This window comes from Streptomyces sp. NPDC059649 (assembly GCF_042734445.1).
GTDB lineage: Bacteria > Actinomycetota > Actinomycetes > Streptomycetales > Streptomycetaceae > Streptomyces.
The window spans coordinates 439,865-452,591 of the sequence record NZ_JBHWDV010000001.1 but is presented as its reverse complement, the minus strand read 5'-3'; the positions used below and the strand labels follow the sequence as shown (position 1 = coordinate 452,591).

Sequence of the window (12,727 nt, the reverse complement as noted above, 5' to 3'; positions counted from 1 at the left end):
GATGTTCATGGGAGCGCTCTCTTGCTTGTTGCATGTTCACCACGTGTGAACAGGGCGTCAAGAGTTCTGTCCAGAGTCGCGGCAAGCTGCCGCTGATGCGGCATCAATTAACTGGCACTTTGGTGTAGTTGCTAGCGATTTACCCTTGGCCGTGGGCCAGCCTGCCGACGAGGTCGAGCCGATGGCTTTGTATTCAGGAGGTGTTGAGAAGGAGGGGGCTCGGGGCTCGTCGAGCTCATGCTTCTCGCCGCGCCCGCACCGGCCCCGTGAATCAGAGCCAGGGCGAGGCCGCGACCCTGGCCATGGGCAGGGGCATGGGCATGGGCATGGGCAGGGGCATGGGCATCACTGCGCGTGGATCGCCTCGCGCATCGAGTCGGCGTACTCAGGCGCGAACGCGTCGAGGAGGTGGGGGTCGATGTCCGGAGAGTAGATGACCATCAGCTTGTGCGCGTCGTTCTCTCCGACCGCCATCGCCTGGCCCTCCACCACCCAGACGTCGGTGGAGTCCATGTCACTGTCCACCAGGTATGCGAGGTCCCGGGTCCCGGGCTGTGCGCCCTTGCTCGCCATCGCCTCGTGGACGGCTCTCTTGCACGTCTCGGTCCTGAACAGCCCACTCAGCCGTGCGTCCGACTGCGGCCCGACGGCGACGCGCAGTTCGGGGGGCTCCAGGGAGACCAGCATGTGGATGGCCTTGTTCTCCCGCATCGCCCCGTGGGTTCCGGTCGAGATGCTGTGCCAGGCGCCCTTCACCGGCAACCGGACGCGGCCGTCCTCATCCACCTGGCCTGCGCTGTAGTCGAGGGTCGCCTCATGCACCTCGGCCTCGGCGTTCTCCTCCGCCGTCTGGCAGTCCGGGCACAGGTACCCGATCGCGTATCCCGCGTCCAAGACGACGTTCCATCCGTCTCCCGCACCGCGCATGGGCCGCTTGCAGCGGTCACACACGATGTCCGCTCCTTCTTCCACCTTTTCCGGTTCCGGAGGGCGTGTGCGCCGTTTGCGCTTGATCGCATCCCACATGGTGTCCTCACCGCCCGTGGACGTGTGCCGTTGTCGCTTCAGGCCACATGCAGCACGGCCGCTCGCATGGGCGCAACGGCCGCGGGGCGTCACGCACAACCACTCACAGCCAGGTGCAGCTACGTACGGCCACGTGCAGTTACGTGCAGCTATGTACGGCCACGCGCAGGTACCTGCGGCCGCGTGAAGTCACGCATGACTGGATGGAGCGGCAGGCAACCGCGCGCGGCTGCATTCGCGGCCGTTCGTTCGGCTTCGCTTGCCGCTCCCCCGCCGTACGGTCCAGGATAATTCCGCGCCCCGCTGCCCGGTGCGCGTGACCGCCGAACTGACGTATCTCGTGGGAGTCCGGCCAGGCAGGGAAGTTGCGGTGCGGAGCTGTTCGCGCCGTTGCGGATCAGCGCGGGCCCAGGGTGGTCGGCTTTCTTCTCCCCGTAATGAGCGGCGATGTCTGTCAGCGGAAGGTCTCAGCCGCACGAGGTGCGGGCTGCGGACGGCCGACGATGGATGGCGGGGCGAGTGGCCGGGGCCGGGGCCGAAGGCCAGTAGGGTCCGGTGCGCGCCGCGTAGCAGATCGAACAGCCGGATGTCGCGTCCGGTCGCGGTGTCGCGGCAGACGGCGTCGGGGGCACGGTCGCCAGGGAGGACGCGGATGTCGGCTGTCTGCGGCGTCGGGGTGGTCAGGGGACTGGCCGGGTAGGCGACGGTCAGGCCCGTGGTGAAGTCGCAGGTCAGACCGCGTTGGGCAGAGGAGCCGTCACCGTCGGCGGCGGCATGCGGCACGGCGTGCAGGTGCGCCGTGCTGTCGTCCAGGACGGCACGGGCGGCCGGGTGCCGCTCCTGTTCGTAAGTGTCCAGAATGGTCGGGTCAGCGTCGCCGGCCAGCACGGCGGCGAGGTTCCAGCCGAGGTTGTAGGCATCCTGGATGCCGGTGTTCATACCCTGGCCCCCGGCCGGTGAGTGGATGTGCGCGGCGTCCCGGCGAGGAAGACCCGGCCGACCCGGTAGCGATCGACGAGGCAGACCTTGATCTTGTAGAGGGAGAGCCAGTCGGCTGGTGAGAGTGCTCTCCGGCAGGCCGGTGCGGTCGGCCAGGATCCGGCGGAACAGAGCGAGCACGAGTACAGCGGTGGGGCGTCGCGCCCGCCGTTGGGACGGGACCGGGGTGTCGGCTGGTTGTCGGCGGTGATCGGTGGGGTGTCGGTGATCTGTCGATGACTGCCGGGACATTGGAGCTGGTTGGCGCCGGCCATCATTCGGCATCGGCCACCAGCATCGCATCGTCCCGACCTACTGGAACGGCGCTCCCCGGGTTACCTGCCGAGTGCCCGCCCAGCGGTCCACGATCAGGAAGAAACCCCATGACCACTGACGTCACGATCATCGGTGCCGGGCTCGGCGGCCTCACGCTCGCCCGCGTCCTGCACGTCCACGGAATACCGGCCACGGTCTACGAGGCGGAGCCCTCCCCCGCTGCGCGTTCGCAGGGCGGGATGCTCGACATCCACGACTACAACGGCCAACTCGCCCTCGAAGCAGCGGACTTGATGGACGAGTTCCGTGGCCTCATCCTGGAGGGTCGCCAGGCAATGCGGGTCCTCGACCCGGACGGGACCGTCCTGTACGAACAAGCCGACGACGGCACGGGGGGACGCCCCGAGGTGCAACGCGGCGAGCTGCGAGAGATCCTGCTCGACTCACTCCCGGTCGGCACCGTCCAGTGGGGGCACAAGGTCAGCAGCACCCGTACCCTCAGCGAGGGCCGCCACGAGGTGACGTTCGCCGACGGCAGCACCCTCGCCACCAGCCTGCTGGTCGGCGCGGACGGCGCGTGGTCCCGGGTCCGGCCGCTGCTCTCCACCGCCGCACCCGAGTACACCGGCAAGTCGGTCGTCGATACGTACCTGTTCGACGCCGACACCCGGCACCCAGCCGCCGCGAAGGCGGTCGGTGGCGGGTCGATGATCGCGCCCACGCCGGGCAGGGAGATCTTCGCGCACCGGGAAAGGGACGACACTCTGCACGCCTACGTCGGGTTGTCCGAGCCCCAGGACTGGTTCGCCGCCATCGATTTCACCGATCCCGCCGCGGCCACCGCGCGGATCGCCCAGGAGTTCGCGGGCTGGGCTCCGGAGCTCACCGCGCTGATCACCGACAGCGACACCGCGCCGGTCCTGCGCCCCCTCTACGCTCTGCCGACCGGCCACCGGTGGGACCGGGTGCCGGGGGTGACCCTGCTCGGCGACGCCGCCCACCTCGCGGCCCCTAACGGCGAAGGCGCCAACCTGGCCATGCTCGACGGCGCCGAACTCGGCAAGGCCCTCGCCGCGCACCCCGACGACATCGAGGCCGCGCTCACCGAATACGAGCAGGCCATGTTCCCCCGTAGCGCCGAGGCTGCCCTCTTCCAAGGTGCCGAGGCCCACGGGACCGACTCCGACACCAACACGGCCCACGCCCTGATCAGCGCATTCACCCGGCAGGAGCAGTCCCCGTAGGGCATACGCAGAGTTGGACCGCGGTGGCGGTTCGCCAGAACAGCGCGGTCGACGGCTTGCCATCCGGTTCGTGGTCGTCGGGGCACCAGAGAACCTGGAGCAGATCGGCCTGGCCGGGCGGTCGCAACAGGGGTATGTCCCGCAGATACAGCTGGGCCACGGGCAGCATGGGGACCGGGCGCTCCGCGGGCCACGGGGAGCCGGAGCAGTGGGCGTGTCTGGAACCGCTGTTGCCTCAGGCGATGTCTCGTCGGCGCAGGTAGGCGTGGTGGGCGCGGGAGCTGCGGGCTTGCAGGTAGGTGTGGTGGCGTGGGAACTGTGGGCCTGGTCGGCCCGGACCGACGTCAGCATGCACTCTACGGCGGCCAGTGCCCACGGAGATCCTGCATTCTGCCCCGGGCACTGTCGCCACGGACGTGTCTCCTAGGGTGCGGAGCATGATTTCGCGAAGCTATCTCTCCGAACTGTTCTCGCTGGACGGCCGGGTCGCCGTGGTGACGGGCGGCAGTTCCGGTATCGGCCGGGCCATCGCCGGGGCTCTCGCGCGAGCGGGGGCGAGCGTGGTGATCGTGGCACGCAACGAGTCGGAACTGGCCGGCGCAGTCGATGAGTTGGCGGCGGACGGCTGCCGGGCGGCCTGGGTGAGCGCCGACCTGGGCACCCGCGACGGGGTGCGCGCGGCGGCGGAGCGCGCGGCCGAGGTGTTCGGCGAACCCGACATTCTCGTCAACAGCGCCGGCATCAACCTGCGGCCGCCGATGGGCGAGCTGGACGAGGAGGTGTGGGACGCCACGATGGCGGTGAACCTGGAGGCGCCCTACTTGCTGGGCCAGCGGTTCGGGCCCGGCATGGCCGAGCGGGGCTTCGGGCGGATCATCCACATCACCTCCCAACAGGCGCACCGGGCGTTCGTCCAGAGCGGCGCCTACGGGGTCTCCAAAGGGGCACTGGAGTCGCTGGCCCGTTCTCAGGCCGAGGCGTGGTCACCACACGGCGTCACCTGCAACACGCTGGTGCCCGGCTTCGTCATGACCCCGCTCAATGCGCGGTTGTCCTCCGATCCGGAGCAGGTCGCGGCGCTGGCCGCGCGGACGATGGTCGGGCGGAACGGCCTGGCCGAGGACTTCGCCGGAGCAGCGGTATTCCTGGCCGGCCGCGCCTCCAGCTACGTCACCGGCCAGGCGATCTTCGTCGACGGCGGGCTCTCCGTGCACTGAGCCCCACGCCATGCCTGGTCCCACGGCTTACGGCGCCTGCGGATCCGCTGGGACGCCCGGGACGATATCCACGAGGCGTTCCTCGGATCGGCCTGCTGCGTGATCACCTACCGACGCGTCCGCACCTTGTGTCAGCTCCTCTGAGGGAACAGCCGTCACCCGATCTTTCTCAGACGCGCAGCGGCCCTCTGCTGCTACCCGCTCTTCTCTTCCTCGGACTGGCCATGGAGGACACGGGATAAGTTCTCCGCTGGCGTGGTGGATGGGGGGACAGTGAGCGCGGCAGCACGCTGGAAGTTCGGGGCGCGGGTGGTGGGTGCGATCGTCGTCGCGGTGACGATCGTCGGGGCCGGCCTGTGGTTGCGGGCCACATGGATCGTGGTTGCTGCACCGCCGGCGGGGCAGTTACTCCAGGCGGACGCCGACCCTGGTCGCGATCCCTGGGACACCGGCGGGGACGTCACGACGGCCTACCGCCCGACGCCTCCCTACAGTGGGGAAACCACCGTTCGGGTACACCGTGGCAAGCGCGGCGCGTGGTTGGTGACGACACGCTATCGACTGATCTTGCGGCCGACGGACAAGGTGGCCGCTCAATTGCGCCACGCCCCTTCGGACATCGGCTATGTGATCCCGAACCTGCCTGGCGGTTACGCCGCGGCGCACCCTCGCGACTGGGAGCCCCAGCTGCCGAAGGGGGCCCCGGCACTGTTGCTGACCGCCCAGACCTTGCTGGTCGCCCTCGGGCTGGGGCTGTATTGGGAAGCGCGCCTCGTACGGACCGCCGGGCTGCCGTGGGGACACATCCGCAACTTCCGCCGGTTGTCCTCACTCGCGGTACCGACCACGACCCTCCTGGTCGCCGTCGTCACCGCCGTCGCCACCGCTCTCGCCGGTGCCTGGGGCACCGCCCTCACCCCACCCACCGAGACGCCTCCGGCAGCCGTCAAGACCTCGACCCCTCCGTAGACGACGAGGAAGCAGGAGCATCCACGGCGTAGTTGACCATGAAGCCATGCTGCCCCTGTCCCTGTCTCCCGGTCAGCGGGGGAGCGAGCGCCATACCGTTCCCACGACATGCGCGGCCGCGAAGTAGCCCCGGTGGCGGGAGTCGAAACTGGCCGCCGGGTTGTCCCCGAGCAGGACCAGCCGTCCGTGGGGTACGTACCGCTCGGGAACAGCGGCCAGCGCGGCCACCCGGTCGCGGGGCACGGGGTCCCCGGGCACCGCGGCCACGCGCTTGATCAGCAGCGCCGGGGCCGGCACCGCGCGGGCCGCGGCAGCGGGTGCCGCGGCAGCAGGTGTCCGGGCGCTGGCCGGGCCGACGTCCGAGGCGGCGATCGGGCCGTGGTTCGGGCCGGTGGCTGGGGGGTCTCTCACCACGACCACCTGGCCCGGTGCGGGCCGGCGGCCGCGGCGTACGAGGACACGGTCGCCGTCCCGGTAGGCCGGTTCCATGCTCGCGCCGCGTACGGTGACCGCGACCAGCCGCCGCCGTAGCGCGGAGGCGGCCAGGGCGAGGCCGATCGCCAGTACCGGAACTCCCGCCGCCAGAACCCCCGACGCTGCCCTCATGGCGCCGCCGTACCGATCTCGATGCCCACCGGCTCGGCGTCCACCGGCTCCGCGCCCAACGGGTCGGCGCCCACCGGATCGGCGTCCGTGCGGTAGCCGGTCGCCTGCAGGGTGAACAGGCGGGCGTACTCGCCGTCCAGCGCCAGCAGCGCGTCATGGCTGCCCTGTTCGGCGATGCGGCCGTCCTTGAGCACGACGATCCGGTCGGCGTCGCGTACCGCGTTGAGCCGGTGGGAGATCAGCAGAGCGGTGCGGTCGCCCCGGTGGCCGCACAGGGCGGCGTGGATCTCGTGCTCGGCCGCGGCGTCGAGCCCGGCCGAGGGTTCGTCCAGGATCATCAGGTCCCGCCCCTCCCGCAGGAACGCGCGGGCCAGCGCCAGCCGTTGCCACTGCCCGCCGGAGAGCATGACCCCGCTCTGCGCCCCGTCTCCCTCGGGGTGGGTGAAGAAGATCCGCGACAGGAGGGTGCGGTAGCCGTGCGGCAGGTCCGCCAACTTCCGGTGGATTCCGGCGCGTTCGGCGGCGGCACTGAGCCGCTGGTCGTCGTGGAGCGCGTCCAGATCCCCGAGGGCGATGTTCTCCGCCGCCGTCATGTCGTAGTGCATATAGTCCTGGAACACCACGCTGAGGCGCTGACGGTAGGCGGTGACGTCCACCTCGCGCAGGTCCACCCCGTCCCACAGGATCGTGCCGCGGGTGGGGTCGTAGAACCGGCACAGCAGCTTCACCAGCGTGGACTTCCCGGCTCCGTTGAGTCCGACGAGCGCCAGCGCCTGGCCGTGGGGGATGCGCAGGTTGACCCCGCGCAGGATCCACGGATGCGCGTCGGAGTACCGGAACCACACGTCGCGCAGCTCGATTCCGCGGCTCAGGGCGGGGAGCGGCCGGGGCGCCGCCGCGAGCGGCAGATCGGGACCGGCGGTGGTCACCGCGAGGTAGTGGTCGAGCAGCAGCAGCGCCTGGTGCGTGCGGGCGACCTCCAGCGCGAGCGTGGCGAGTGCGCCCTGCACACCGGCCACCGCGGCCACGAACATGGTGACGTCACCGGCCGACAGGTCGCCGGACCGCGCCGCACCCACCGCCCATACGAGACCGCAGCCGGAGATCAGCGCGGCGAGCAGCCCGAGCCCCGCCTGGGCGCGGACCTCCCGCCGGTCCACCGCGCGCTTGGCGGCGTCGGACGTGCGCCGCTCGGCCAGCATCCGCCCGCGCAGAAAGCCCCCGATGCCGAACAGTCGCACTTCCTTGGCGGCTTCCATGCTGGAGAGCAGATCGTTGTAGAACAGCTCGCGCCGCTCGGCGGGGCCGATGTCCCACATCATCCGCGCCCGCCGTCGCGACAGCGCGATCTCCGCGCACAGCACCGGCACTCCGGCCACCAGCACCAGCCCGGTCAGGACGGGACTGAGCACCAGCAGCGAGCCGATGAACCCGGTGAGGGTGACGGCGGCCCGGACGATGCCCAGTGCTCCGGAGACGGTTTCGTTGGGGGTGCCGCCGGCGGTCTGCTGGGCCAGCCGCAGCCGGTCCAGGAAGCGGGGGTTCTCGAACGGTTCCAGTCCGACGAACCGGTCCACGGCCGTGAACAGCCGGTCCTGCATGAGCAGTCCGACCCGGCGGTCGAGCTCCGCGCGCAAATACTGGCCGATCTGCGGCGCCGCGCCGGTCAGGACGCCGACCGCGGCGAGGCAGAGCCCCAGCCCGGTCAGCGTCCCGGTCGGGGCACCGGCGACCAGGTGGTCCAGTATCAGCTTGGTCAGCAGGGCCGTGGCGACCGGCAGCCCACCGGTCGCCAGCGTCAGCAGCACGAAGGCGACAAGGGTGCCGGGCGCGGCCTGGACCGCGAGCGACCACGCCGTGCAGACCCGGGCCCCCGTGCCCCGGGTCGCCCGGCGTCCGCGCGGCACGTCCTCCGTGTCCGTCATCGTGCCGCGGTGACCGCGCGGCCGGCCGCGCGCTTGCCGGCCGCCGGTCGGTCCAGCGCAATGCGGTTCGCGGTCACCCGGACCCGGCCGTCGCCGTGCGGGGACACCCTCAGCAAGGTGGGGAACGATCGCGCCCGGAACGCGGCGCTCAGCGGTTCGTCGGGCCCCTCCTCGACGACCACGCGGGCGACCGGGGACAGTTCGGCCACGAACGCGGCGGCCTCGGCGCCATCGCCGACCACGACGGCCAGCACCTGCGCCCGCCCACCGGGCAGGGTCCGCGCGTGGTCCACGAACGCCGGCATCTTCTCCCGGCACGGCTGACAACCGGGGGCGAAGAACGCCACCAGCGTGTCCGCGGCGAGCATGCCGCGGGTGAGCCGTTCGCCGTCCACGGTGGACGTGGCGAACTCCCCCACCTCCTCCCCCACGGCCATGTCGAGGCTGCCGAACGGGCCGCCCGGGCCGCTCGCCCCGGACAGCCGCTCGGAGTGTTCCCGCAGCCGTTTGATCACCCCCAGGGTGAGTACCAGGTCCAGCGTGCACAGCGTTCCGACGAACACCACTGCCGCAATCAGGAAGGACATTGCCCAACTCCTCTTGTTCCGTACGGCCCTTGTGGTGTTGGGCCGGTGTTGATCCCTCAGTCGCGGGCGGGTTCCGGTCGGGCCGGCAGCGACGGGCGGAACAGCGCTGCGAGGTCCTCGAGCCTGGTCACCAGCGCTCCGACGACGGCCCCGCCGGCCACGGCCACCGCCATCGCCCCGGACGCCGGTGCGACCGCTCCGGTGCCGCTGCTGCTGAGCGCTCCGCCCGTCGCGATCAGTGTCAGCACTCCGTTGCGCAGCACATGAAGCCGGCCCATCGGGGTGCCGGAGGCCCCGAAGCAGCGGCACACCGCGCGTACTCCTCGGACGACCATGAGCGCGGCGCCCACGGTGAACGCCAGCAGCAGTGCGGCGGCGAGGACGAACCCCACGAGGCCCGCGCGTGCCGTCAACGGGCTTGCCAGCAGCAGGAGGAGCACCGCGACCTCGCTCCCCGCGACGATCACGGCGCAGCGGCGCACCCAGCCGGCCGGCAGCAGGTCCATGGTGGTCAGTGACTGCGCGAACCGGGAGAACGCGGCCCGGCTGCGGACCTTGCCCAGCGCCGCCGCCCCGAAGACCACGGCAAGGCAGGACGCGCAGATTACGGCGAGTATGTCCACGGTACGGATCCCCCTCGGTACGCCGGAACCGGCCGGGCGGCGCGGCAGTGCGCGACCCGGCCGGACGGCGATGACCTGTAAAGCTGGGCCGTCAGAAGCAGCCGCAGCGGATGAACGTATTCGTGCACTGGTCCTTGACCCAGGTGTGGTTCCACCGGGCGCAGCCGGATCCCGGCCCGCCCTGGACGCACACATAGCAACCGGCGGCGGATGCCTCGGCCTTGGGCACGAACCGTTCCAGGAGCCTGCTCCCCATCGCTTCGATCTTCCGGTACATGTCCACACTCCCTACTCGTTCCGGATGCCGTATTGGCGCCTCTCACGATGCTCGGGCAGCCCTGGACAAACCTTGTCCAACTCTTGAATGAGCAGGTCAGGAGGGGTTTTGGAGTTTGCCGCGGAGCCGTTGGAGGTCCGCGTCGTGGTGTCCCATGGCGTGCAGGAGGTCCGCCGCCCGCTGCCAGGCCGCGCGGGCCGCGGCGGTGTCACCGCCGGCTTCGTGGGTGTCGCCGAGATGCTCCAGCGTCTCGGCCTGGTTGTACTGATGGCCGAGTTCCTCGTTCAGCTGCAGGCTCCGCAGGAAGCAGTCGGCCGCCTGCCGGTGGTCGCCGAGGTGCTGGAGCGCGTATCCGAGGCTGTCCCAGGTGTTCGCCTCGCCGCGGCGGTCGCCGAGATGCTGCTGCAGGGCGAGCGCCTCCCGGCAGAAGTCGGCGGCTTCCTCGAATTTGCCGAGCTGCGCGTGGTCCCAGCCGGCGGCGTTGAGGGCCCTGGCCCGGCCGGTCTCGTGGTCCGCGGCCTCGAAGCGGTCGAGGGCGAGCAGATCGTGTTCCAGGCCCCTTTGCTGATCTCCCCGGCGCTCCCACAGCCAGCCGAGGTTGAGGTGGGTGTGGGCCTGGCCGACCGTGTCGCCCAGTTCCTGGTACAAGGCGAGGGCCTGTTCCAGGTGGGCGTGCGCATCGTCGAAGCGTCCGGTTTCACAGCAGGAGTTGCCCAGTTCGCGGTGGGCGCGTGCCTGGTACGAGCGGTCGGCGAGGGCGGTCGCCGCTTCGAGCCCGTCGTACAGCGTCGCGGTGAGCTCGTCCCAAAAACCGCGTCGTGCCAGGAATACGGATTGGACGGCGGCCAACTGACAGGTTTTGACGTGCAGTTGGGCGTAGCGAGTCTGTGCCACGAGGGAGGTCAGCACGGCGCGTTCGGCGGCGAACCACTCCAGGGCGGCCTGGTGGTCGGCCGGCTGGCCGGGCGCCGCGCCCGGCCGGGCCGGCGGCAGGACGATCGGCTCGCCGTGGGGAGACAGCAGCCGGTCGGCGGCATGGGCGGTGTGCAGATAGTGGTCGACCAGCCGCTCGAAGGCGGATCGGCTCGCCGGGTCCGCCGCGGCCAGTTCCGCGGCGTAGGTGCGCAGCAGATCGTGCATCGTGTAGCGGCCGGGTCGATGGGCGGTCACCAGGTGCGCGCGGACGAGTTCGGTCAGGGCCCGGCTGGTCCGACGGGGCTCGGTCCCGGCCAGGGCGGCCGCCGCGGCCAGGCCGATGTCGGGACCGGCGTGCAGGCCGAGCAGGGGGAAGATCCGGCGGGCGGGTTCGCTGAGCGCGCGGTAGGACGAGGCGAAGACGGCCCGCAGGTCGGCGGAGTCGTCTCCCGCGTCGAGGGTGTCGAGGGCGCCGCCCGCCCCGTGCAGATCGCGGATGAGCCCCCGCAGCGGGAACGTCGGGTGGACGGCGGCGCGGGCGGCGATGATGCTGATGGCCAGCGGCAGCCCGCCGCACAGCTGGAGCAGACCGGCGGCCGCGGCGGGTTCCTTGCGCACCCGCTCCCGGCCGAGCCGACGGGCGAGCAGTGATGCGGCGTCGGCGGTGGACAGCGGGCCGAGCGTGAGGAGGCGGGCGCCGTGCGTGGTGACCAGGCCGGCGAGGTGGTGGCGGCTGGTGACGATGACGACGCAGGTGGGGCTGCCGGGGAGCAGGGGCAGCACCTGTTCGGCGTCGCGTGCGTTGTCCAGGATCACCAGGATGCGGCGTCCCTGGATGAGGCTGCGGTAGAGCCCCGCCCGGGCGTTCAGTCCGGTGGGGGCGGACCCCTCGGGCGCGCCCAGGCTGTCGAGCAGGTCGCGGAGGGCCGAGGCGACGGTCGTCGGCGTCCCCGAGGGTTCGAAACCGCGCAGATTCAGATAGAGCTGTCCGTCGGGGAACTGGTCCAGCCGCTGGTGCGCCCAGTGCAGGGCGAGGCAGGTCTTGCCGATGCCGCCGGATCCGCCGATGCCCGCGATCGGCACCGTACCGCCGTGGGCGGACGGCGGTTCCAGGAGCCGGTCGAGCTCCGCCATGGCGCGCCCCCTCCCGGTGAACACCGGTGGGGGCGGCGGTAATTGACGCGGCACCGGGAGACGGGCGGCTTCGGGGGCCGCCATCGGCGAGGGGCCGGGCCCCTCATCGGAGCCGGACCCGGGGGGCGTCTCGCCGAGAGGCCCGCCCGGACTGTCGGCGCCCAGGAGTGGCGCGCCTACGAGGATGTCCTGGTGCAGTTGCCGGAGCGCGGGGCTCGGGGCGAGGCCCAACTCCGCGTCCAGGAGTCGCGCGATGCCCCGGTAGACCTCCAGCGCCTGGGGGGTGCGGCCCTGCCGGTGCTGGGCGAGCATCAGCTGCCCGGCGATCCGCTCGTCGAGGGGGTGTGCCTGGGCCAGCAGGCGCAGCGGGGCCAGCAGCTCGGATTCCCGGCCCTGCCGCAGCAGCAGGTCGTTGAGGTCCAGTTCGGCGGCCAGGCGCTCGCCTTCCAGGGTGTCGCGCAGCGCGTTGAACCACGGGGTGTCCGGCTCGGCCGGCGCGTCGCCGGACCACAGCCGCAGCGCCTCGGTGAGCAGCCGGGCGGCGTGGGCGGCGTCCCCGGCGGAACGGGCACGTGCGACCAGCTCGCGGAAACAGTGCAGGTCGACCGTTAGCGGGTCCACCTCGCACACATAGCCCTGCGGGCGGCGGCCGATGGACGCGCCGAGCGGCTCGATGACGCGGCGCAGCCGCGACACATAGCTGTAGAGCGTCGTCGCGGCGCGCTGCGGCGGGCGTTCGCCCCACAGCCGGTCGATCAACCGCTCCACGGACACGGGGAGATTGGCGTCCACGAGGAGAGCCACGAGCAGTTGGCGCTGGCGCAGATGCCCCAGATCCACCTCCCGACCGTCCACCTGCGCACTGATGGTCTTGAGCAAGCAGATTTCGACGGCCACCCCGTACCCCTTCCCCCTGTGCGTCAGTGTTCGGGGAACAGACAGGGGAATCA

11 protein-coding genes and 1 pseudogene are annotated in these 12,727 nt (G+C 71.3%); 3 read left to right on the top strand and 9 right to left on the bottom strand.

Annotation, left to right across the window (positions count from 1 at the left end; translation table 11 throughout):
* Nucleotides 1-345 precede the first annotated feature (345 nt).
* Both ACFV1J_RS01960 and ACFV1J_RS01955 read right to left on the bottom strand, forming a co-directional pair.
* The gene (locus ACFV1J_RS01960; protein WP_385855235.1) at nucleotides 346-894 is read right to left on the bottom strand and encodes a hypothetical protein; all 549 of its coding nucleotides are present in this window, start codon (nucleotides 892-894) and stop codon (nucleotides 346-348) included.
* Between the two features lie 321 nt (nucleotides 895-1,215).
* Nucleotides 1,216-2,256, bottom strand: coding sequence for an FAD-dependent monooxygenase (locus ACFV1J_RS01955; RefSeq protein ID WP_385855234.1), 1,041 nt, complete (start codon nucleotides 2,254-2,256; stop codon nucleotides 1,216-1,218).
* Nucleotides 2,257-2,387: 131 nt separating this feature from the next.
* Here ACFV1J_RS01955 and ACFV1J_RS01950 point away from each other — a divergent pair, with 131 nt between their 5' ends.
* Complete coding sequence (locus ACFV1J_RS01950; protein WP_385855233.1) at nucleotides 2,388-3,524, top strand: FAD-dependent oxidoreductase; 1,137 nt, start codon at nucleotides 2,388-2,390, stop codon at nucleotides 3,522-3,524.
* Nucleotides 3,525-3,540: 16 nt separating this feature from the next.
* Here the strand turns inward: ACFV1J_RS01950 and ACFV1J_RS01945 are convergent.
* Nucleotides 3,541-3,729, bottom strand: a pseudogene (locus tag ACFV1J_RS01945) (hypothetical protein); the annotation flags it as partial.
* A 232-nt stretch (nucleotides 3,730-3,961) separates the two neighbouring features.
* Between ACFV1J_RS01945 and ACFV1J_RS01940 the strand changes: the two are divergent.
* Nucleotides 3,962-4,741 (top strand): SDR family NAD(P)-dependent oxidoreductase, encoded by a 780-nt coding sequence (locus ACFV1J_RS01940; protein WP_385855232.1) that lies wholly within the window; start codon nucleotides 3,962-3,964, stop codon nucleotides 4,739-4,741.
* A 273-nt stretch (nucleotides 4,742-5,014) separates the two neighbouring features.
* Complete coding sequence (locus tag ACFV1J_RS01935; RefSeq protein WP_385855231.1) at nucleotides 5,015-5,710, top strand: hypothetical protein; 696 nt, start codon at nucleotides 5,015-5,017, stop codon at nucleotides 5,708-5,710.
* 72 nt (nucleotides 5,711-5,782) lie between these two features.
* Here the strand turns inward: ACFV1J_RS01935 and ACFV1J_RS01930 are convergent, their stop codons facing one another.
* The 6 genes from ACFV1J_RS01930 to ACFV1J_RS01905 all read right to left on the bottom strand — a co-directional run bounded on the left by ACFV1J_RS01930 (nucleotide 5,783) and on the right by ACFV1J_RS01905 (nucleotide 12,674).
* Complete coding sequence (locus tag ACFV1J_RS01930) at nucleotides 5,783-6,316, bottom strand: S26 family signal peptidase (RefSeq protein ID WP_385855230.1); 534 nt, start codon at nucleotides 6,314-6,316, stop codon at nucleotides 5,783-5,785.
* A complete protein-coding gene (locus ACFV1J_RS01925) occupies nucleotides 6,313-8,241 on the bottom strand; it encodes an ABC transporter ATP-binding protein (protein WP_385855229.1) in 1,929 nt (642 codons plus the stop codon). The genes ACFV1J_RS01930 and ACFV1J_RS01925 overlap by 4 nt, the downstream gene beginning before the upstream one ends.
* Nucleotides 8,238-8,828, bottom strand: coding sequence for a TlpA disulfide reductase family protein (locus tag ACFV1J_RS01920; RefSeq protein WP_385855228.1), 591 nt, complete (start codon nucleotides 8,826-8,828; stop codon nucleotides 8,238-8,240). Before ACFV1J_RS01920 ends, ACFV1J_RS01925 begins: the two co-directional genes overlap by 4 nt.
* A gap of 56 nt (nucleotides 8,829-8,884) precedes the next feature.
* On the bottom strand, nucleotides 8,885-9,451 hold the full coding sequence (locus tag ACFV1J_RS01915; protein WP_385855227.1) for a MauE/DoxX family redox-associated membrane protein: 567 nt from the start codon (nucleotides 9,449-9,451) through the stop codon (nucleotides 8,885-8,887).
* A gap of 91 nt (nucleotides 9,452-9,542) precedes the next feature.
* On the bottom strand, nucleotides 9,543-9,728 hold the full coding sequence (locus ACFV1J_RS01910) for a hypothetical protein (RefSeq protein WP_385855226.1): 186 nt from the start codon (nucleotides 9,726-9,728) through the stop codon (nucleotides 9,543-9,545).
* Nucleotides 9,729-9,824: 96 nt separating this feature from the next.
* Nucleotides 9,825-12,674, bottom strand: a complete 2,850-nt coding sequence (locus ACFV1J_RS01905) for a BTAD domain-containing putative transcriptional regulator (protein WP_385855225.1) — start codon at nucleotides 12,672-12,674, stop codon at nucleotides 9,825-9,827.
* Nucleotides 12,675-12,727: the final 53 nt, after the last annotated feature.